A 20,244-nucleotide genomic window follows, 5' to 3' on the forward strand; every position below is an offset into this window, starting at 1 on the left:
GGGGAGTGCCGTAGACGGCGCTGCTAACCAGCGCCTGTGTCTCTATCATGAATGATTTACAAAACTGATCTGAGATCTTTTCTTTCAAATCACTCAAACGCTTGAAACAATCACGAACAATTATTTTGTCCTGCGTCCAAGGAGCTATTGTCATAAGCCCCTGAATTTCAATATTCTTAAAATCTGCAATTTTTTTAATCAAAGAAATTGTATCAACCTCTGGAATGCCAAACTTCTGCTCCTCACCTGAGGTATCAACTTGAATTAAAATGCGTATCTTTTTATCTAACTTTAATGAATTTTTTTCTATTTCTTGAGCAAGCCGAAAACTATCAACAGACTGAATAATATCAAAAACCTCTAAAGCAGATTTAACCTTATTGGTCTGAAGATGCCCAATCATATGCTTCGTAACTTTGGAAGAATTAAATTCCGGATCTCTATACTTCAAGCAACCTTCCTGGACCTTGTTTTCTCCTACGTCAACAATCCCAGTATCTAGCGCCTCTTTGATCTTCTCAACAGAAACATATTTCGTAACAGCTAACAATGTAATTTCGTCAGGATTTCTTTCTACCCGCCTACAAACCAAAGCGATATTATCTTTTAAACGCAAAATATTAGCTCGAATCATTGACATAAATTATCACAAAAGAAAATAATCGTCAATGAATATATAGGTGCACAATTCGACAGACGAATGCTTTTTATTTATTATACATATTAATCTTAGTATTAGTTAAAGTGGCTTGATATCAATCTTCAAAGAATGACAAAAATCTACCTTTAAAAGAGTGGGTCCTTGGATAACATATGACGTGCCCTTAACTCGAAGCGAAAAACGCTCCTCTTTGGTCACAGAGTCATATAATTTTCCGATATGGTATTCTGGTCGCTCAACACTTCGAATTTTCCCAGATTGAGGACTAACAATATAAACAAGGGTTTTTTGTGAAGAAATAACACAGCCATCTCTTTGCGTTATTTCGCGTAAAGAAATAATCTTTCGTTTGCGCTCCACTGATGTTAAATTTTTAAAAGCTATTTCTTTCATTTCTCTTTCCTTTCAACACCCTCTATTTAAACGAAACCGAGTTGCTTTTTGGTTTCTGCCTCGGGCAACTCGGCCAGTCCTCCATGGCTGGTGGGGACGATCGTCAATATTCTTTCTTATCCCGTGGCTCTCTAAATCTATTGAAAGTATATCATCGCAATTGTTAAAAACAATGGCTCACGAGGTCCAAAAAGAAAACGCTTCCTTAGAAATTACAAAATTCACTATTTCTCGTCGATAAAAAGAAAATTTATACTTATAATATTAGAAATAAAACTAATATTTTTTCGAGAAATTAGGCTTATAATGTGATATTTTTTAAAAAATAAAAAGAAAGCGTTTTCTTTTCGAAAACGCTTTAGAAGAGATTTTGACTGTTAATTAAACTATTTCTTTAAAAAAGGCATCTTAATCTTCGACTCTTTGCCATCTAAAAGTCTCTGGATATTAGACCGATGCCGAAGAACAACAAAGACGCAAAAAATAACACCTAAGACAACAAGCTCAAAAGAATAAGTAAAAATAAGCATTAGAATCGGCAAGAAAACAACTGAAATAATAGACGCCAAAGAAACATATCCAAAACCAACAAAAACCGCTACCCAAATAAAAAGAGATAACGCTAAAACAGCGCGAATAGAAGCAATCTTAATAGTTAGCCCAATAAGAACGCCTAAACTTGTGGCTACACCTTTGCCTCCTTTAAAATTTAAAAACACAGTCCAATTGTGCCCGCAAACAGAAGCAATTCCAAATAAAATATAAAAAATATTAGATTCTAAACTTAAAAAACTCGAAACGAAAACAACTGCTAAAACACCTTTTAAAATATCAATCAAAAGAACAATGATTCCCGGAACTTTTCCGAGAACACGAAAAACATTTGTAGCTCCAATGTTTTTTGAGCCATGCTCTCTTATATCAATACCTTTGTAAAACTTTCCAGCAACATATGCCGTTGGGATAGAGCCAAATAAATACGATAATCCTAAACCAAAAATAATCTTAATGAGCTGTAGCATTGAGCACCTTTACTCCGTTTCTTATATAGCCTAACCCTGAACTAATCGTGACAAAGCATACGATATACCAAGCCATTGGAAAAATCGGTAAACGCAAAAGAATCCCTACAATTGAAACAACCTGAAAAAATGTCGTTGCTTTACCCCATTTTGTTGGAATGATATCAATCTTCCCATGAACAAGATAAATAATCGTAGATCCTAACAACAAAATAACGTCACGGCTAATTACAACAATCAAAACAGCCATAGGAACATAAGATGGATAAACAGTGATTTCCTTAACAACATGCAAACATATAAATGCACTAATCAACAAAAACTTATCTGCTAAAGGATCTAAAATAGCTCCTGCTGTTGTTTTTTGATGATGCACCCGAGCAACATATCCATCAACCACATCAGTAACAATGGCAAGCAAAAAAATTCCAAGTGCACAATAACGCAAATAATCATGTTCTAGCGTGTAATACATCAAACATGCAATAAAAAAAGGAACTGATAAAATGCGTCCGATCGTTAATTTATTAGCAAATGTTAAGCTCATATTTTTTATTCCAAAAACTGTAGTTTTGTCCCATCCTCAGAACAAGTCTCGACGCTAGGACTAAATCGCTTACCGCAAACCGGGCAATACTTAATCTGTGCCTTATGAGTAGTCATTACATCTGCAACTGCTTCAATCGCAGATTGCACATCCGTTGCTTTTTCTTTAGGTCGAGAAAGACTTTTGTCCGACGACGTTGTTTGACAACCCCAAAAAGAAATGCAACTAATCAATAAAATAATAAAAAATTTATTTCGCATAATATTTATTTTAATACCCGAACTCGGTTAAGCGGCCAATAAATAACCTCCGCCTTACCGATCAAAAATTTCTCAGGAACAAATCCCCAAAAGCGACTATCCGCACTTGATGCGCTATTGTCTCCTAAAACATAATAATAGTTTTCTGGAACTTTTATAATTTGATCTTCTGCTCCATAATCACCTCTATTATAATAACGAACATCTCGGATTTCTTTCTCCTCTATTTTCTTCCCATCAATATAAACATCTCCTTTTTTAATCGAAACAACTTCACCAGGAAAAGCAATGAGCCGTTTAATAAAATCTCTTTTAGGATCCTCTGGATATTTAAAAACAATAATGTCTCCTCTTTTCAAATCTCCATAACCAGGAAGACGCTTTTCGGTAAGAGGAAGCATCGGGCCATATTTTAATTTATTGACCAGAATACGATCTCCCTCAATCAATGTCATCCGCATGGAACCTGTTGGAATTTTAAATGCCTGAATAGCAAAAGTACGAATCACCATCGCTAAAATAAACGCAATAACAAGTGATTCGGTCCATTCTCGAATAACAGGAGAGTTTCTTTCAACAAATTTTCCAAATTTTTCAAAACATTCTTTTAATTTCATATTTTTAACACCGCAAGAAAAGCCTCTTGAGGAATTTCAACTTTTCCCACTTGCTTAAGGCGCTTCTTTCCTTCCTTTTGTTTTTCCCACAATTTTCGTTTTCGTGTAATATCACCACCGTAACATTTAGCCGTAACATTCTTACCGACAGATTTCACCTTAGCACTAGAAAGAATACGCCCGCCACATGATGCTTGAATTTTAATTTCAAAAAGCTGTCGAGGAATAAGCTCTTTTAATTTCGAAACAAGATTCAATCCTTTCTCATAAGAGCGATCCTTGTGAACAAGGCAAGAAAAAGCATCGCAAACTTTATCATTTATTAAAATGTCCATCTTTAAAACTTGAGTTACCATGTATCCCTTAAATTCATAATCAATCGACCCATAACCACGTGTCGCTGACTTAACAAGATCATTAAAATCAACAATAACTTCTGACAGCGGAACATCGAAAACAATCTTCATGCGATCAGAAACATACAAACTTTCTTGATAGACCGCTCTTTTCCGCTTTACCATTTCCATGACAGCATCCATTGTCGATACAGGCGTAAAAACTGAAACAGACAAATACGGTTCTTCGATTTGTGCAATCTCAGCTGGGTCAGGAAGCTGCGCCGGACTCTCAATTTCAACGACTTCTTTATTTCTCTTTGTAATTCGATAACTCACGTTCGGCGTCGTTAGAATAAGGTTTAAATCATATTCTCTTTGCAGGCGCTCCTGAACAATCTCCATGTGCAAAAGACCTAAAAATCCACACCTGAACCCATGACCAAATGACAGCGAAGATTCTGGCTCATAAACAAAACTCGGATCATTTAAATTTAGCTTTCCTAATGCCTCACGCAAATTCATAAACTCACCTGGATTCTCTGGGTAAACACCCGCAAAAACAAGAGGCTTTAAATGTCGATATCCTTCTAGTGGTTTTTTGCACGGATTTTCGGGTTCCGTGATCGTGTCACCAACATGCACTTCTTTTGGATCACGAATATTGCAAGTAATATATCCAACTTCCCCGCTTGTGAGCTGTTTTACTTTTTCCGGCTCAGGATTTAAAACACCAATCTCTTCGATTGTAAATTCTTTATCCAAATGCATCATTTTAATGGTCATATTACTTGTTAAAATGCCATTAACAACTCGCACATAAACAATTACCCCTTTATAAATATCATACTTCGAATCAAAAATCAGAGCCTGAAGAGGATCGTCATTCTCACCCTCTGGATGAGGAATAAAATTAACAATTTTTTCTAAGACATCTTTGATTCCTGTGCCCTCTTTAGCAGAAACAAAAATCGTGTCTTCCTCTTTAAAACTAAAAATTTCCTTAAGCTCGTTCTTTACGATATTCATGTCAATATTAGCAATGTCAATTTTATTAACAACTGGAATTATCTCCAGGTTGCTATCAATAGAAAGGTAATAATTCCCAATCGTCTGCGACTCAACTCCTTGCGATGCATCAACAACCAATAAAGCGCCTTCGCATGCGCGCAAAGATTTCTCAACCTCATAAGTAAAATCAACATGGCCCGGGGTATCAATAAGATTTAAAATATACTCTTTACCATCATTAGCTTTATACTTTAAACGCACGGCAGAAGCCTTGATCGTAATACCGCGCTCACGCTCTAAATCCATGTCATCCAAAACTTGATTATGAACTTTACTCTCATCGATCGCACCAGTAAACAACATCAATCGGTCCGCCAAGGTTGACTTGCCGTGATCAATATTCGCGATGATAGAAAAATTACGTATGAGGGTTTTATCCATCTTGCCGAATAACTTCAATTATTTTTTGAACTACTTGTTCTATAGACATATGTGTTGAATCAATCACAATCGCATCTTCGGCTTTTTTGAGAGGGCCTACTTTTCGAGTAAAATCTTTTGTGTCACGCTGCTGAAGATCTTTTTGAATTTCATCAGCTTCGACTTGTTTTCCTTTTTCTCTAAGCTCTTTGATGCGTCTTTGAGCGCGCTCCTGGAAATTTGCATCAAGATAAAATTTCTTCTTTGCGTTAGGGAAAACAACGGTGCCAATATCCCGTCCTTCTGCAACAACATTACTTGCTGCTCCAATTTCACGTTGACGATTCACCATAATCTCACGCACCCCGCCAACAGATGCAATATGAAAAGTATTATTTGTTACCTTAGAACTGCGAATGTCCTCTGTCACATCCTTCCCATCTAGCAACACTTGTAATTTATGATTTTCGTCTGTACACAAATCAATATGTGTTTGTTTTGCAAGCGCAACAAGGGCATCCTCGTCTTCAAGGTTAATGCCTTGATTTAATGCGCTGAGCGTTAACGACCGATACATCGCTCCCGTATCTAAATATGTAAACCCTAATTTCTTAGAAACTTCTTTAGCAATCGTACTTTTTCCGGCGCCAGCTGGGCCATCAATAGTAACGATAATATTATTTTCTACGTTATTATGCAATCCCATCTCTCTTACTCTTTGCTCTTTTAAGCTGTTCTATTAAAACAGTTTCATCTTTGGACGTAATCGCTTTTCGATATCCAGATAAAATTTTGACCACCTCATCTAAAACAGGTAAAACATTCTTTGAATTCTCCATGCAAATATCATTCCAAAGCTGAGGACTAGATCCTGCAATGCGTGTTGTATCTTTCAAGCCCGTTGATCCGTACTCTAAATATTTTCCTGGAACGGCATCAATCATCGCATAGGCCAATAAATGAGGCACATGGCTCGTAAACGCCAAAATATTATCATGCTCATCAGGAGAAACATTCTTGACAAAAGATCCCATTCGCGTCCAAAGCGCTTCTACTTTTTCTTTCGCCTGTTTATTCGTTTTATCAGTTGGCGTAATAATACAAAAACTTTTGTTAAATAAATCAGGATCGCTGAATTCAACACCTTTTTTCTCAGATCCTGCCAAAGGATGCGTTCCAACAAAGAAAGCGTGTGATGGAAGACTTTTTTCAGCAGCTTGAACAATGCTTGTTTTTGTGCTTCCAACATCCATCACAATACATCCCCGCTTTAGATGTTTTCCAATATTTGCTAAAAGTGTAAGAATCGTCTGAACTGGAGTTGCCAAAACAACAAGATCTGCCCCCCGCACCGATTTTACAATATTGCTTGTTGCATTATCCACAATCTTTTTCTTTAGAGCATATCCAAGAGTCGCTTGTCGTCTAGAAACTCCTAATACTTCATGAACAAGATGATTCTTTTTCATAGCCATGCCAATGGATCCACCCAAGAGTCCAATGCCAATAATCGTTACTTTCTTAAACAACAAAGGATTGCGTTGTATATTCATTTTATAAATCTCTCGATACGGCTTTTGATATTTTTCTTAATTCTTTAACTAGATTATCAAAATTTTTAGGTAACAAAGATTGTCCACCATCCGACATTGCTGCTTCTGGCTTTTCATGAACTTCAATCATAAGCCCATCTGCCCCAGCTGCAATAGCCGCTTTTGCTCCGCTGGCAACAAGTCCCCACTTTCCGGTGGCATGACTTGGATCAACAATAATTGGTAAATGAGAAAGCTGTTTAACAACTGCAACAGCATTAATGTCGAGGGTATTGCGCGTATACGTTTCGAAAGTACGGATACCGCGTTCGCATAAAATAACATTAAAATTTCCTTCAGAAAGAATATATTCAGCGCTCATCAGCCATTCTTTAATCGTCGCACTCATCCCGCGCTTAAGCAAAACAGGTTTTCTCGTCATACCGATTTCCTTGAGCAAATTAAAATTCTGCATATTTCGAGCACCAATTTGTAAAATATCAACATACTTAGCAACTAGTTCAACATGACGAGGATCAATCACTTCTGTTACAGTTGCAACACCTGTTTTCTCAGAAGCTTCTTTTAAATATTTTAATCCTTCTTCGCCAAGACCTTGAAAGTCATAAGGAGATGTTCTCGGCTTAAATGCACCACCTCGTAAAATATCAGCACCAGATTTCTTTACTTTCTTTGCAATTGATAGAAGCGATGTTCGACTCTCGACAGAACACGGACCTGCCATTAAAACAACTTTCTTGCCTCCAACCTTTAACCCTTTTTTAATCGTAACCTTAGAATTTACTTTCTTAAATTCTCGCGAAACAAGTCTGTAAGGAGCTAAAACCGGCATAACCTGATCAACGCCAGGAAAGACCTCCAGAGGAGTAACGCGCAAAACATCCTCTGGGCCAATAAAGCCAATAACTGTTCGCTCAACACCACGAGACACATGCGCTTTAAGCCCTAAACTTTTTGTTTTTTCAAGAATATGGTCGATTTGTTTTTCGGTTGCTTCCTTTTTTAAAATAACAATCATAATATCTCCTTTAATGCTTTAATAAAATATTTATTTTCATTTGTCCTTCCAACAGTAACACGGATAAATCCAGCTAACCCCCAAGAGGTCATATCGCGAACAATAATTCCTTTATGCAAAAGTTGCTGGAATATCTTCGTGCTGTCAGATTTGACATTGATCAAAATAAAATTAGTTTCGCTTTTTACAAAAGTTAAGCCCATTTTTGTTATCTGCTGACAAAGATATCTCTTTTCTTTCTTAATTATTTTAAAAACATCAGTATAATATTTTTTGTCCTCAAGAGCTGTCAACGCAGCTGTTTGTGCAATAGAATTAACATTAAACGGCTCGCGTACACGGTTTAAAATGTCAATCAGCTCTTCTGAAGCCACGCCATACCCAATGCGCAGTCCAGCTAAACTATAAAACTTTGAAAATGTTCTTGTAACAATAATATTCTTGTACTGCTTCAAAAGATTAAGTGTGTCTGGATAATCTTTCTTTTCAACAAATTCAAAATACGCCTCATCAAAGAAAACAAGAATATCTTTACGCAATCCCTTAAGAAACATTTCAACTTCTTTTTTAGTCACATATGTTCCTGTTGGATTATCTGGATTCGCAATAAAAATAATCTTTGTTTTCGGCGTAACAGCTTTTTTGATTGCCTTTAAATCATAGCGATGATTTTTTTGCGCAACAGCCTTAATAATCGCACCAGAAATACGAGATGCAATCTGATACATCAAAAATGTTGGCTGTGCGACAATAACTTCGTCGCCACGACCTGCAAAAGCACGTGCCGCCATAATAATAATCTCATCTGATCCGTTTCCAAAAATAAGCTGTTTTTGCGAAACTTTAAATCGTTTGGCTAAAACTTGTCTTAAATAAAAACAGCTTCCATCCGGATAACGATTGAGCATCTTTGACTCTTTAGCAATCTGGGCCAACACTTTTGGCGACGGAGGATAGGGGTTTTCGTTAGACGCCAACTTAAAAACTTTCTCTAACCCTAAGCTCCTTTTAACCTCATCAATGGGTTTTCCAGGCGGATATGGCGTAACTTTAAAAATATTCTTATTTGCGATACTTTTCATTTTTAAATTAAATCTTTTAATTAAAGAGGATATGATCCTAAAATTTTAAGATATTTACACTTTCCTTCTAATTCTTTTAACGCCTTTTGAACTTTCTTGTCCATACAATGACCTTGAAAATCAACAAAGAAATAATAATCCCAGGCTCTTTTTTTCGACGGACGAGATTCAATCTTTGTTAAATTAATCTTATTACGACTAAAAGGTATCAGCATTTCATGTAACGCTCCGACTTTATCCTTAATCGAGAATAAAATTGAAGTTCGATCATCCCCTGTCGGCGAAACATCTTCTTTCCCTATAACCAAAAAACGCGTGATGTTATGTGAAAAATCTTGGATGCCTTTCTTAAGAATCTTTAAATCATAAACTTGCGCGGCTAAAGCAGACGCAATGCACGCAGCTGTCTTTTTTTTAGCTACAATCTGAGCAGCTTTTGTTGTTGACGATGCCTCCACCAATTCTGCCCTTGGAAGGTTGCTTCGAATCCAATTGCGGCATTGTCCAAAAACTTGAGATTTTGAATAAATTGTTTTTATAGAATCTAGACTTCCGTTCGACAAAAGATTATGAGAAATTTCCAATAACACTTGTGCACAAATCTTTAAATCAGAATCAGCCAAAGGATCAAGCGTGTGAGTCACTGCCCCGTCAATCGAATTCTCAATGGGTACAACACCATAGTCACAATCACCTTTTTCAACTCGATCAAAAACATCTGGAATGTTCAGACAAGAAACATAAGTGATTTGCGAACCAAATTTCTTGCGCGCAGCTAAATGTGTAAACGAAGCTTCTGGACCTAAATACGCAATCTTCAAAGACTTTTCAAGCGACAACGATGAAGACATCACCTCTCGATAAATCGCGTCTAGTGCAGCCCCAGTAATCGGACCCTTACTTAGCTTCTTTATCCGATCCAGTACTTTCTTTTCTCTATCGGAAGCATAGACACTTTTTTTCGTTTTAGATTTTTCTTTACCGATCAAAAAACTTATCTTTGAACGATTATCTAACAACGATACAATCTTTGCATCAATTGAATCTATTTTTTTACGTAATTTGAGGATGCTCATCAGTCCCTCCGTCCATGATAGTTTCTTGAGAAGCAATAACACCTTGCTCTTGACCTTGCTGACTATCTTCGTCTTGTTCCTGAATATCTTCTGTTTCTAATCTTTCTTGCTGTTGAAATTCCATATTTTCTTGCTCTTGAGATTCTACGTTTTCTTGTTTTTGTGATTGTCCAACCTCCGGCAACACTTCCTGCTGAATACTGGTCTCTAAGTCTTGAGAGCCCTTATCAGGAAGATCTAAAACAGCATCTTCTTTAAATTCTTGAGAAACTCTTTGGAATGCCTCAATCTTCTCTGCCCCTTTTTCGTCATCTAAAGAGATAAATTCTTCAAGTTTCGGTAAATCAGAAAGTGATTTTAAACCAAAATATTCCAAAAAGCGCTTTGTTGTTCCATACAAATAAGGTCTTCCAGGAACTTCTTTCCGTCCTACAATTTTGATCAAATCCTTTATTAAAAGATGGCTTACAACACCATCAGAATTAACACCTCGAATGAGTTCAACATCTACCCTTGCAACAGGTTGCTTATACGCAATAATCGCAAGCGTCTCTAAAGCCGGCTTAGACAATTTTTCTTTTTTCTGAGTCTTATAAAAAGCACGAATAGCTGTTGCATACTCAGGATTGCTCAGTAATTGATAACCTCCGGCAATTTCCATAATCGTCATGCCTCGTTTTTGCTCTTCATACAACCCTTTGAGCAAATCAACAGCTTGACGAATAGTTTTTCCATCAACATCTCCGAGCACTTCTTTGAATTGATCCAAAACAACCGGTTTGTCACTCACAAAAAGCAAAGCCTCAACAACTCCGCGAACATAAATTAAATCTTGATCATCCATTATTTTTTACCCTTTGCCTATAAATTTCGTTTAAAAGTTCTTCCGCATTGTTAATGTTTTCAGATCGATCTAATGCTTTTTGAATCATATCTAAAGCTTCTTGTTTTTTATATTGCAGTTGAAGCAAAACAGACAAAACTTCTTCATGAAAATCTGACGCTTCTTTTTTAACAGTCGCGCTACTCAAAGCTTTGTCTTGAATCAGGCCAAACCTTCCAACCTTACCCTGGAGTTTTGCCACGATCTCCTTAGCACGCTGCATGCCAATGCCAGGCAATGTTTTTAGAAAACTTAAATCACTATTATCAATCGCACTGACAATATCAGAAATCGGCTTGTTCAAAGCGCGAACAGCGGCACGCGGTCCAATACCCGAAACCTTGATAAACTGCTGAAAAAAATCTTTTTCAATTTCATTTAAAAAACCAACCAAAACCGGTATTCCTCGAGATGGATCGTTTCGAATATAATGGTACGTAATCAAGCTCACATAACCCTGCTCATCAACTTGACTATCAATGCGTTGCAAAACAGAATCAGGAACAATCACCTCGTAATAAATATCTTGAACCTCGAGGATGATTGCATTTTCTTGCTTCTCAAAAATCTTTCCTTTAATTCGAAAAATCATATTTTGATTCGATTAAGAGTAATGTATCCTAGCGCCAAAGCCAACGCATCGCTTGCATCCGGCGTTAAGCGCGCCTCATCAACATTTAAAAAACTTGCAACCATCGATTGCGTTTGTCTTTTAGTTGCTGATCCATTTCCGGTTAAAGCCTTTCGAATTCTCTTAACACTACTTTCTTTTAAAACAATCTTTTTTTGAGCACACAAAAGACAAATAACCCCTCGCACATGACCCAACACGGATGCTGTTGTTAGTCGCTGATGATGTGTATAAAGTTTCTCAAGGATCAAAACATCTGGCTTATACGTTGTAACAATGTCGCTCAGATTCTCATAAATCTTACAAATCCGATTCGAAAGCGTTTCAGTTGCCTTAGGCTTGATCTCGCCTGCCTCTAACAGATTTATCTTTAAGCCATCGGAATCAATAATTCCATAGCCAGTTACTCTCGAGCCAGGATCAACGCCTAAGATTCTCATTATCAATTATTCAGAAATCTTTTCCATTTCTTCATCTGAAATATCAAAATTCGCATACACCGCTTGAACATCTTCCTGATCTTCCAACGCTTCCATTAAAGACAACACTTGCTTTGCTTCATTACCTTCAACTTTAACCGTTGAATTTGGAATCATAGTCACTTCCCCAGAAACTGTTTCGATACCCTTTTCTTGGAGCGCATTCTTTACGTCCTCAAATGAAGAAGGATCTGTTATAACCTCAAAATTATCTCCCTCAAGACTCATATCTTCAGCTCCAGCCTCCAAAACAATATCCATCAACTCATCTTCTTGAGCTTTATCATTCGAGATAATAATAAGTCCTTTTTTTGTAAACATCCAAGCAGTGCTTCCTGCTCCAGCTAAACTTCCGTTTTTCTTGCTTAAAATATTTCGAATTTCCGCAACCGTTCGATTCTTATTGTCTGTAATTGTTTCAATTAAAAGCGCAACACCACCAGGAGCGTAGCCTTCGAAAACACCAGATTCATACGTAATACCTGGAAGCTCGCCGGTTCCTTTTTTAATCGCATTATCAATGTTATTGGACGGCATATTAATGCCCTTAGCTCTCTGAACAGCTGTACGCAAACGAATATTCGTATCCATGCTTCCGCCGCCATCTTTTGCAGCTGTGATAATTTCACGAATAATTTTTGTAAACGCAGCACCTCTTTTTGCATCCGTTGCTGCCTTCTTATGCTTAATACTTGCCCATTTTGAATGTCCTGACATCTTATCCTCCCTTTTTTGTAATCGTTTTAAATAAGTAAACCTAAATTAAAAGAGCAGCCAATAAGCCGAGTTTTGTTTTCCTCGATTATTTTATTGGCGAGGTGATGATCATTCGACTAACTCTAGAGATTACTCATCTAGACTCTTGCGGCCTACCCGAGAATGATGATGAAGCGGATCACTTCATTCTTAAAAATCAAGATCTTCTCCTATTTGGCCTTGCTCCATGTAGAGATTGCGGCGTTTCACTCCCCGGAAAGGGCATCGTCACTGTAGCTCTAATCCTCCTCGAATAAACGAGTGTCCTGCGTTAACAGAATACATTATCCTCTGGAGCTCGGACTTTCCTCCCTGAAGCCGATGACTTCGGGGCGATCACTTAGGCTGCTCTTATTTCTTCAAAGAACTTGTTGCAAGCTTATCTGCTTGCTTGTTTTTCTCACGTACAACATGCTTGACGGTCACACTTTTAAATCCCTCTAACAAATGCATTGCCCGATCATATAAAAATCTTAAATTTTCATTCTTTACTTTATATTGCCCAGAAATCTGACGACAAACAAGCTCACTATCCATAAAAACTTCTAGCTGCTCTGCCTTTAATTTCAATGCTTCTTGCAATCCAAAAATAAGAGCCGAATACTCTGCAATATTATTTGTTGCATCACCAATCGGCTTAGAAATTTCTTTTACAATTTCATTGTCCTGAAGAATCACAACACCAATGCCCGCTGGACCAGGATTTCCCTGACAAGCACCATCAGTAAACATTGTTAGCTTTTTGATCAAAGCTCTTCCTCAATATAGAGAATTCTTGCACAAACTTCACAATAAATTAATTGGTCATGCTTTTTAATTTCATTAACCTTCTGAGCCGGAACATTCATATAGCAACCTGAGCAAGATCCGTTCAAAACCGGAACCATCGCAAGCCCTTCTTTGCCAGCCAAAATACGTTCATATCGCGCTAACGATTCTGGATTAATATCCGCCGTTATTTGCCTGCGCTTATGATCCAATATCTTTATTTTCTCCTCAAGCTCTACAACCATCTGTTCAACTGTTTTTTTCTGAGCCAAATAATTTTTTTCTTCTTGAACCAAAACTTCTTTTTCTTTCTGAATCTTGCTATTAATCGCATCGACTTCATCAAAAAGAATTAATATTTTTTCTTCAATAATTGATTTATCTGCTTTTTGCCCTTCCATCTCTGTCAACTTAGCCTTATATTCTTTATTCGTTTTTAGCTGAGACAATTGTCCATTTGACTTCGCAATAATCTCTTCTTTGGCCTGAAGGTCAACTTCTTTTTCTTTTCGTTCCATCTGCTTTGCTTTAAGCTGATCTTCTAAAACATGGAGCTTATTCTTTTTTCTCTCAAACTCTTCTTTGACTAAGGCAATTTCTTCAGGTTTTTCTTTTAAGTCTGTTTTGTGCTCATAAATTTCCTTATCAATCTTTTGAAGATCAACAAGTTTCTTTATTTGATCTTTTACAGATACTTCTGACATAGATAACTCCTGTTTCTTATTTATTTGGTCACAGAAGAACTCGAACCTTATCCTTCTACCATGTAAAAAAACAACAACTCTAGCTAGCCTAAGCTATGCGCCCTTAATTAATCTGGGCCCACCAGGACTTGAACCTGGGACCAATTGATTATGAGTCAACTGCTCTAACCAGACTGAGCTATGGGCCCGATACGTATATGTCCTTATAGTAATTATACTAATATATCTTTATTAAACAAATAATAAAATGAAAAGTTAGTATAACAGATTTTTTATTTATTGTATAGGGGGTTTTAGCTGGGTTAAGATATAGAGATTTTGAAGATTAAAAGCTTATTTTTCGACTCTTTGAAGCTCTGTTTGCCTGTCTTTTGCTAAGTCAGCATTCAAAAAAGAGGCATTTTTCGGCAAAACAAGATAAAACTTATCCAAATAATCAATTTCAATAACTGCATGGCTAATTATCAAATCGAGAATATGCCCACCTTTTTTTCGATTATTCTGCAAAAAATGCATATGATATTCTGGAACACCAACACCTTTAATATAATTAGGCGAATAAAACCCAACAATTATTCCAACTTTATCCTTAAACTCAAAAACAACCTGATCCTTTGCAGCTTCAGCTAAAGGCGGATATGGCCTTTTTTGTTTCGGAACGCTTCGGGCCTTAACATAATCAAAGTTCCCTTTAATTTTAATTGCATAAAAAATATTTTTTGTTGGAAGCAATTTATCCAAAAACTGCTTAAGTTCATCAAAGGTAAGCTTTTTCTTGATGACAATCTTTTGCTCTGGCCTAAAAAAACAAACATCAGCAAAGGGACTTTTTGTACCTGAAGAAACACGATAAACTTTTCCATCAGCTTTAACCTGATAAAATTTACCATCCAAAGCAATCATTTCTCCATCAATGCCATCAAACGTACCAATGCCAAAATTTCCATGTTTTTTAATTTCACCAAAACTTATTTCACCGTCATACGCCCCATCCAAAAGCGCATCAATCGTTGAAACCTGATAAAGCGTATCTTTTGGCTTTTGTTGACAAGAATGAATAGAAAAAAGAAAAAGAAAGAAAATGATGCTAACAATAAGCCAATGTATTCTTTTTATTCTCATGAAATCCCTTCAGTCATTAAGATTTTAATAAAATTATTATGCGATATTTTACAAAGGGCCTATTTCATAATGAAAATAGGCCCTTTAATTTCCTTCAAAAAAGATCATAGACAGTAATTATAATAATCCGTCTCCATCTTTAATCGTCATATCCAAAAACGTCTTTAACCGACGAGATCGTGTTGGATGACGTAACTTTCTAAGGGCTTTTGATTCAATCTGACGAACTCTTTCCCGCGTAACTTTAAAAACGCTACCCACTTCTTCTAGTGTTCGTGTTGAGCCATCTTTGATTCCAAAACGAAGCTCTAAAATTTGCTTTTCTCGATCATCCAATGTTTCCAGAACTTCTGTGATCTCTTCTTTCAACATTGAATGTACAGTCGCGTTTGCTGGAGAGATAGCTTTTTTATCTTCAATAAAATCACCAAAATGCGTATCCCCTTCATCTCCAATTGGCGTCTGAAGAGAAATCGGAACTTGTGAGATTTTCAAAATTTCCTTAACCTTGGCAACAGGTAACCGCATTTGTTTTGCAACTTCTTTTGGCGTTGGTTCTCGTCCAGAATCTTGAACAAACAAACGCGAAACACGAATAATTTTATTAATCGTTTCTGTCATATGCACTGGAATACGTATTGTTCTAGCCTGATCAGCAATCGAACGCGTAATCGCTTGGCGAATCCACCACGTCGCATATGTCGAAAATTTATACCCTCTTTGGTACTCAAATTTTTCAACAGCACGAATAAGACCCATATTCCCCTCTTGAATTAAATCCAAAAACGATAGCCCTCGATTGATATATTTTTTTGCAATACTAACAACTAATCGCAAATTTGCTTCAACCAATGCCTTTTTTGCCTTATTAAATCTCGCTTGTCTCATTCGAACAATGCGCATCTGAGACTTGGCACGCTTTAGAGGCTCTCCTAATTCTTTCAAAAGCTGCGTCCGCTGTGCTCTCACTTCGGTCACTTTAGGAATTTTCTTGCTTAATTTCAAAGATCGGTCAATGCGATCGATTTTCTTGATAATCGCCTTAATCTTCTTGACCATGGCTTCATTAACAGTTGATGTTAATTTAAATTCAGCAATAATCTTTGCAGACTTTTCTGTGCCCTTTCTAGAGTGACAAGCTTTTTTAAGAAGTCGCCTTAAATCTCGAATTAGCTTTTGTCGACGCTCAAGTTCATCTTTAACAACATCCTCAACATTAATCTCTTCTTTTAATACACGACTAATAATACTAATCGCTTCTTGACGAGCAAAATTCATCACAAAAAGAGACTCAGCAAACTTATTTTCTGTTTCTTCAATTTGCTTTGCCAAAAGAATTTCTTTTTCACGTGACAAAAGAGAAATAGAACCCATTTGCTTTAAATACATCTTAACAGGGTCATCCAAAGGAATAAATTTATCACTATATGTGACTTCTTCTTTTTCCTCTGGTTCATCGCTCCCCTTGAGATCACGAACACCTGGACTGGCCTCGGCTTTCCCATCTTCTTCTGAGCTGACGATACGAATACCCTTGCTCTCCAAAGAATCAAAAACCTGATCGATCTCGTCTGAAGACTCGATATCTTTAGCCATCATATCGTTGACTTCATCATAAGTTAGAAATCCTTTGTTTTTACCAAAGGTTACTAACTTTTCAAAACCCTCTTGGATACCTTTTTGCTTCGTTGCTTTCTTTTTCATTTATGACCTCTTCATTAGTTGATTAAAAACTCGTTTTAATTCTTCTAAGCGCTGATGGTCGCCATCGGCTTCAGCTTGCTGAATTTGAAAACACAAATCCTTTCGCTGAGTCTTAACACGATCATTCTTAATGCGATTAATATAATCTTTCTTTAAAACTTCCTTGTCCGCTGATTCAAAATCACTCGACGCCATCAACCCAGAAATAAAATGGGTTGTCTCTTGATCATCAAAGAAATGCACCAGCTTTGCAACATTGAAATCTTTTTGGGTCTTTGACAAATCAAAAATCTGCTCGATAATCGGACGTACCTGATCATCTTGAAAATCATCAATCTCAACTTCCGCAAGTACAGATGGAATCATATGCTCTTGCTCGAGCAATAATCGTAAAAGATTTCTTTCAGCACCACGAATCGATTCCTTTTGAGCCTTTTTCTTAACAACCTCTATTTCTCCCGACGAGGAACCCTTGATCTTTCCTAATTCAATGAGCAAAGCATTTTGCGAAACCCCTAATCTTTGCGCTAATTTCTTAACATATTCTTGTTTAATAACTTCGTTCTTAAATTTCTGGATTGTCGAAAGCATCTCTGCTGAAATACGCGCTTTTCCTTCCACCGTTTGTTTATCATAACGCCTTGACAAAACATTCATCTTATAATCAAATAATGTATCCGCGCAAAGAACTTGTTCTCTAAACTTCTCAATACCGAATTCACGCACAAACGAATCAGGATCTTTTTTTCCTTCAAGAGAAACAACCTTTACGTTGATCCCTTCTTCAATAAGCAAATCAAGGCTGCGCAACATCGCAAGCTCACCAGCATCGTCCCCATCAAATAGCATAACAATATTTTCTGTATATCGACGAATAAGACGAATTTGCTCCGTTGTTAACGCTGTTCCTAAAGATGCAACAATGTTTTCAAATCCTTCCTGAAATGGCGTTAAAAAGTCCATATATCCTTCGACGACAACAACATAATCTTCTTTAGCAACAGCGTTCTTTGATAAATAAAATCCATACAGATGTTCCCCTTTAACATAAACAGGGGTTTCTGGTGAATTAATATATTTCGCCGTTGCATTTTCTTCCATGGCACGCGCACCAAACCCGACGCAACGACAGCGTATATCAAAAATCGGAAAAATAACACGATTACGAAAACGATCATAAAAACCTTCGCCGCGCTCTTTAGAAACCACAAGCCCTGATTTCTCCATCTCTAAAAGACTAATCTCTTTTGATCGCAAGAAAGAAATTAAATTTTCCCATCCATCGGGGGCAAAACCAATCTTAAGCTTTTGTGCTGTTTCGAGGCGAACACCTCTTTTTTTAAGATATTCCTTTGCCTGATCAGCGCCCTTATCTCCAGTCAACAAAATATTGTGAAAAAAATCTGCAGCCAACTCATTACTTTTAAAAACAGTTTCTCTGATGCTCTTTGTTTTGCTTCCAGCTTCGCTGTGCGTTTCTGGAATAATGATGCCTGCACGTTGTGCAAGCTGACGCAATGCCGTTGGAAAATCAATCCGATCATGCTGCATTACAAAGCTAATCACATTGCCCCCTGCCCCACAACCAAAACAATGAAAAATTTGCTTATCTCGATTAACAACAAACGATGGCGTTTTCTCATGATGAAATGGACAGCAAGCCTTAAAATTTCGTCCCGCTTTCTTAAGTGAAAGATATTCAGAAATCGTCTCTACGATATCACATCGATCTAACACTTGGCTAATAATTTCGTCTGGAATTAATCCCATCAGCGCCTAACTCTCTTAAATCCTGAGCACTCAACAAACTCTATTGTTTTCGCTTTTTTCTCTAACTTATCGAACAAAAGATTCAAACCTAGATTATCACTTGCAATATGTCCGGCAATAATAACATTGAGATGTTCTGATTTAATTTTCTTAAAATGTCTCTCCGAAACATGCATTCCCAACAAAGTATTCACGCCGGCCTGTGAAAGACGCGCAAAAACATCATCAGAACCTTCTGTTCCACCGGTCATATCTAAAACAATCTTTCCTGCTTTGCTTTTAAGGTCTCCCACTAAAATTTTAGGCCCTGCCTTATAACAAGAAGCCTGACGATATTCTGGTTCTTTAAGCAAAAGATTAACAACATTTTCAAGTGTCTTTGGCTTTTGCTTATTCATTATTCTTTGCAGATACTGAGCCACATGATTATCTGCCGGTGTATGACAACACATCAAAGGCATTTTAATCTGGCGAGCAGCATCTACAACACGCAAATGATTGGCCGAATGCAAGCTTCGCTCAACTTGATCGGTGCGTTCTTTCATCAACTTTTCAGCAATTTCTTGCTTAACCCCCAAAGACGACAAAAGCGTTGTTTGAATCTCCATAACTTCATAGAGACCAGCTAGCGCAATCCCTAAAGGATGATGAGAAATAACCAAATCTATTTTCTTATTCTTTGACGAAAGACGATCCGCCAAAAGAATTTCATCAACACCAATGTCAATGCCAACTAAAACATGTTTGACTTCTGTATTCAAATCGCCAAACAAAATACGCGTATCCGCATACGGATTAACCAAATTTTCTTTGTCAAAGAACTTCTTTTGCAAGCCTTTGAGCTTATGATACTCTCGTTTAGCTAAAGATAATTTCTTTCGAATCTGCGTTTGCGTACGCAAATCCTCGACCATGCCCTGCGCAATAAAGAATTGATAGATTTCGTTTAATTTCACTTTGCAGACTTGCTTTTTAAAGAATCTTTTTTATGAAACAAAACATCTTGATTGATTTTTTCTTTTGGAAAATATTTGACAACAAAGCCATCAAATATTTTTTGATAAACACTTGGTGCAATTTTTACAAGTTTCGATGAACTAAAAGACGAATTAATATTTCGAATCACATATTCGCTTGCAGTTGTTCTCATAAACCACAAAACAAGGCTGCAAATCAACAGCCCTCTTAAAACGGCAAGAATCAATCCTCCTGTTTTATCAAATAGCGAATTTGCCTCAATTCTTAAAACAGTATAAATTCCAAATCGAACCAGCTTAGCAATGAGCGCAGTCAAAATCCATAAAATAATAAAACCAGCGCTGTTGGCAAGCGTCGTCTTAAAGAAAGCTTTACTTTCTAGAAAATTGCCAATCACAGGATAATAATGAAAGATGATAAAAATAGAAAGAAAAAGACCAAGTAAATGAAGTGC

The 20,244-nt window shown here is 36.9% G+C and carries 23 protein-coding genes, 1 tRNA gene and 1 other RNA gene; all 25 read right to left on the reverse strand.

Annotation, left to right across the window (positions count from 1 at the left end):
• Nucleotides 1–634: YggS family pyridoxal phosphate-dependent enzyme (locus tag PHY73_07935; GenBank protein ID MDD3375631.1), on the reverse strand; the 634-nt coding region annotated here is incomplete at its 3' end.
• 105 nt (nt 635–739) lie between these two features.
• The gene (locus PHY73_07940) at nt 740–1,054 is read right to left on the reverse strand and encodes a hypothetical protein (GenBank protein ID MDD3375632.1); all 315 of its coding nucleotides are present in this window, start codon (nt 1,052–1,054) and stop codon (nt 740–742) included.
• Nucleotides 1,055–1,440: 386 nt separating this feature from the next.
• Entirely contained in the window at nt 1,441–2,076 is a 636-nt protein-coding gene (gene plsY / locus PHY73_07945) for a glycerol-3-phosphate 1-O-acyltransferase PlsY (GenBank protein ID MDD3375633.1), read from the reverse strand.
• Nucleotides 2,060–2,623, reverse strand: a complete 564-nt coding sequence (locus PHY73_07950; protein MDD3375634.1) for a CDP-alcohol phosphatidyltransferase family protein — start codon at nt 2,621–2,623, stop codon at nt 2,060–2,062. Before PHY73_07950 ends, plsY begins: the two co-directional genes overlap by 17 nt.
• A gap of 5 nt (nt 2,624–2,628) precedes the next feature.
• On the reverse strand, nt 2,629–2,883 hold the full coding sequence (locus PHY73_07955) for a hypothetical protein (protein MDD3375635.1): 255 nt from the start codon (nt 2,881–2,883) through the stop codon (nt 2,629–2,631).
• A gap of 5 nt (nt 2,884–2,888) precedes the next feature.
• Complete coding sequence (gene lepB / locus PHY73_07960) at nt 2,889–3,500, reverse strand: signal peptidase I (GenBank protein MDD3375636.1); 612 nt, start codon at nt 3,498–3,500, stop codon at nt 2,889–2,891.
• Complete coding sequence (gene lepA, locus PHY73_07965; protein ID MDD3375637.1) at nt 3,497–5,287, reverse strand: translation elongation factor 4; 1,791 nt, start codon at nt 5,285–5,287, stop codon at nt 3,497–3,499. The genes lepB and lepA overlap by 4 nt, the downstream gene beginning before the upstream one ends.
• The gene (cmk, locus tag PHY73_07970; protein ID MDD3375638.1) at nt 5,280–5,972 is read right to left on the reverse strand and encodes a (d)CMP kinase; all 693 of its coding nucleotides are present in this window, start codon (nt 5,970–5,972) and stop codon (nt 5,280–5,282) included. Before cmk ends, lepA begins: the two co-directional genes overlap by 8 nt.
• Nucleotides 5,959–6,819: a prephenate dehydrogenase gene (locus PHY73_07975; GenBank protein ID MDD3375639.1), complete on the reverse strand. Its 861-nt coding sequence runs from the start codon at nt 6,817–6,819 to the stop codon at nt 5,959–5,961. The genes cmk and PHY73_07975 overlap by 14 nt, the downstream gene beginning before the upstream one ends.
• A 1-nt stretch (nt 6,820) precedes the next feature.
• Nucleotides 6,821–7,837, reverse strand: coding sequence for a 3-deoxy-7-phosphoheptulonate synthase (aroF, locus tag PHY73_07980; GenBank protein MDD3375640.1), 1,017 nt, complete (start codon nt 7,835–7,837; stop codon nt 6,821–6,823).
• The gene (gene hisC, locus PHY73_07985; protein MDD3375641.1) at nt 7,834–8,919 is read right to left on the reverse strand and encodes a histidinol-phosphate transaminase; all 1,086 of its coding nucleotides are present in this window, start codon (nt 8,917–8,919) and stop codon (nt 7,834–7,836) included. The genes aroF and hisC overlap by 4 nt, the downstream gene beginning before the upstream one ends.
• 20 nt (nt 8,920–8,939) lie before the next feature.
• Nucleotides 8,940–9,995 carry a prephenate dehydratase gene (pheA, locus tag PHY73_07990; GenBank protein MDD3375642.1) on the reverse strand — a complete coding sequence of 352 codons (1,056 nt, stop codon included), beginning with the start codon at nt 9,993–9,995 and terminating at the stop codon, nt 8,940–8,942.
• Nucleotides 9,973–10,839: an SMC-Scp complex subunit ScpB gene (gene scpB / locus PHY73_07995; GenBank protein ID MDD3375643.1), complete on the reverse strand. Its 867-nt coding sequence runs from the start codon at nt 10,837–10,839 to the stop codon at nt 9,973–9,975. The genes pheA and scpB overlap by 23 nt, the downstream gene beginning before the upstream one ends.
• Nucleotides 10,832–11,470, reverse strand: a complete 639-nt coding sequence (locus PHY73_08000; GenBank protein MDD3375644.1) for an OB-fold domain-containing protein — start codon at nt 11,468–11,470, stop codon at nt 10,832–10,834. Before PHY73_08000 ends, scpB begins: the two co-directional genes overlap by 8 nt.
• Nucleotides 11,467–11,949, reverse strand: coding sequence for a crossover junction endodeoxyribonuclease RuvC (gene ruvC / locus PHY73_08005; GenBank protein MDD3375645.1), 483 nt, complete (start codon nt 11,947–11,949; stop codon nt 11,467–11,469). Before ruvC ends, PHY73_08000 begins: the two co-directional genes overlap by 4 nt.
• Before the next feature lie 6 nt (nt 11,950–11,955).
• Complete coding sequence (locus PHY73_08010; GenBank protein ID MDD3375646.1) at nt 11,956–12,705, reverse strand: YebC/PmpR family DNA-binding transcriptional regulator; 750 nt, start codon at nt 12,703–12,705, stop codon at nt 11,956–11,958.
• A 46-nt stretch (nt 12,706–12,751) separates the two neighbouring features.
• Nucleotides 12,752–13,096, reverse strand: an RNA gene (gene rnpB / locus PHY73_08015) — RNase P RNA component class A.
• Nucleotides 13,096–13,494 (reverse strand): ribonuclease HI family protein, encoded by a 399-nt coding sequence (locus PHY73_08020; GenBank protein ID MDD3375647.1) that lies wholly within the window; start codon nt 13,492–13,494, stop codon nt 13,096–13,098. Before PHY73_08020 ends, rnpB begins: the two co-directional genes overlap by 1 nt.
• Complete coding sequence (locus PHY73_08025) at nt 13,491–14,216, reverse strand: C4-type zinc ribbon domain-containing protein (GenBank protein MDD3375648.1); 726 nt, start codon at nt 14,214–14,216, stop codon at nt 13,491–13,493. Before PHY73_08025 ends, PHY73_08020 begins: the two co-directional genes overlap by 4 nt.
• 113 nt (nt 14,217–14,329) lie before the next feature.
• Nucleotides 14,330–14,404 (reverse strand) — tRNA-Ile (locus PHY73_08030).
• Nucleotides 14,405–14,549: 145 nt separating this feature from the next.
• On the reverse strand, nt 14,550–15,338 hold the full coding sequence (gene budA, locus PHY73_08035) for an acetolactate decarboxylase (GenBank protein ID MDD3375649.1): 789 nt from the start codon (nt 15,336–15,338) through the stop codon (nt 14,550–14,552).
• Nucleotides 15,339–15,455: 117 nt separating this feature from the next.
• Nucleotides 15,456–17,042 (reverse strand): RNA polymerase sigma factor RpoD, encoded by a 1,587-nt coding sequence (gene rpoD, locus PHY73_08040; GenBank protein MDD3375650.1) that lies wholly within the window; start codon nt 17,040–17,042, stop codon nt 15,456–15,458.
• Entirely contained in the window at nt 17,043–18,812 is a 1,770-nt protein-coding gene (gene dnaG / locus PHY73_08045; protein MDD3375651.1) for a DNA primase, read from the reverse strand. It abuts the gene before it with no gap.
• Nucleotides 18,812–19,768 (reverse strand): Nif3-like dinuclear metal center hexameric protein, encoded by a 957-nt coding sequence (locus PHY73_08050; GenBank protein ID MDD3375652.1) that lies wholly within the window; start codon nt 19,766–19,768, stop codon nt 18,812–18,814. Before PHY73_08050 ends, dnaG begins: the two co-directional genes overlap by 1 nt.
• Nucleotides 19,765–20,244 (reverse strand): CvpA family protein (locus PHY73_08055; GenBank protein MDD3375653.1); only part of this gene is annotated, 480 nt, incomplete at its 5' end. The genes PHY73_08050 and PHY73_08055, both read right to left, overlap by 4 nt.

Source organism: Candidatus Omnitrophota bacterium (assembly GCA_028693815.1).
GTDB lineage: Bacteria > Omnitrophota > Gorgyraeia > Zapsychrales > Aceulaceae > Aceula.

Excerpts from the sequence above, each read along its gene's own strand:
- PHY73_07940 (MDD3375632.1), bottom strand. The coding sequence starts at position 1,054 with ATGAAAGAAATAGCTTTTAAAAATTTAACATCAGTGGAGCGCAAACGA.
- plsY (MDD3375633.1), bottom strand. The coding sequence starts at position 2,076 with ATGCTACAGCTCATTAAGATTATTTTTGGTTTAGGATTATCGTATTTA.
- PHY73_07950 (MDD3375634.1), bottom strand. The coding sequence starts at position 2,623 with ATGAGCTTAACATTTGCTAATAAATTAACGATCGGACGCATTTTATCA.
- PHY73_07955 (MDD3375635.1), bottom strand. The coding sequence starts at position 2,883 with ATGCGAAATAAATTTTTTATTATTTTATTGATTAGTTGCATTTCTTTT.
- lepB (MDD3375636.1), bottom strand. The coding sequence starts at position 3,500 with ATGAAATTAAAAGAATGTTTTGAAAAATTTGGAAAATTTGTTGAAAGA.
- lepA (MDD3375637.1), bottom strand. The coding sequence starts at position 5,287 with ATGGATAAAACCCTCATACGTAATTTTTCTATCATCGCGAATATTGAT.
- cmk (MDD3375638.1), bottom strand. The coding sequence starts at position 5,972 with ATGGGATTGCATAATAACGTAGAAAATAATATTATCGTTACTATTGAT.
- PHY73_07975 (MDD3375639.1), bottom strand. The coding sequence starts at position 6,819 with ATGAATATACAACGCAATCCTTTGTTGTTTAAGAAAGTAACGATTATT.
- aroF (MDD3375640.1), bottom strand. The coding sequence starts at position 7,837 with ATGATTGTTATTTTAAAAAAGGAAGCAACCGAAAAACAAATCGACCAT.
- hisC (MDD3375641.1), bottom strand. The coding sequence starts at position 8,919 with ATGAAAAGTATCGCAAATAAGAATATTTTTAAAGTTACGCCATATCCG.
- pheA (MDD3375642.1), bottom strand. The coding sequence starts at position 9,995 with ATGAGCATCCTCAAATTACGTAAAAAAATAGATTCAATTGATGCAAAG.
- scpB (MDD3375643.1), bottom strand. The coding sequence starts at position 10,839 with ATGGATGATCAAGATTTAATTTATGTTCGCGGAGTTGTTGAGGCTTTG.
- PHY73_08000 (MDD3375644.1), bottom strand. The coding sequence starts at position 11,470 with ATGATTTTTCGAATTAAAGGAAAGATTTTTGAGAAGCAAGAAAATGCA.
- ruvC (MDD3375645.1), bottom strand. The coding sequence starts at position 11,949 with ATGAGAATCTTAGGCGTTGATCCTGGCTCGAGAGTAACTGGCTATGGA.
- PHY73_08010 (MDD3375646.1), bottom strand. The coding sequence starts at position 12,705 with ATGTCAGGACATTCAAAATGGGCAAGTATTAAGCATAAGAAGGCAGCA.
- PHY73_08025 (MDD3375648.1), bottom strand. The coding sequence starts at position 14,216 with ATGTCAGAAGTATCTGTAAAAGATCAAATAAAGAAACTTGTTGATCTT.
- budA (MDD3375649.1), bottom strand. The coding sequence starts at position 15,338 with ATGAGAATAAAAAGAATACATTGGCTTATTGTTAGCATCATTTTCTTT.
- rpoD (MDD3375650.1), bottom strand. The coding sequence starts at position 17,042 with ATGAAAAAGAAAGCAACGAAGCAAAAAGGTATCCAAGAGGGTTTTGAA.
- dnaG (MDD3375651.1), bottom strand. The coding sequence starts at position 18,812 with ATGGGATTAATTCCAGACGAAATTATTAGCCAAGTGTTAGATCGATGT.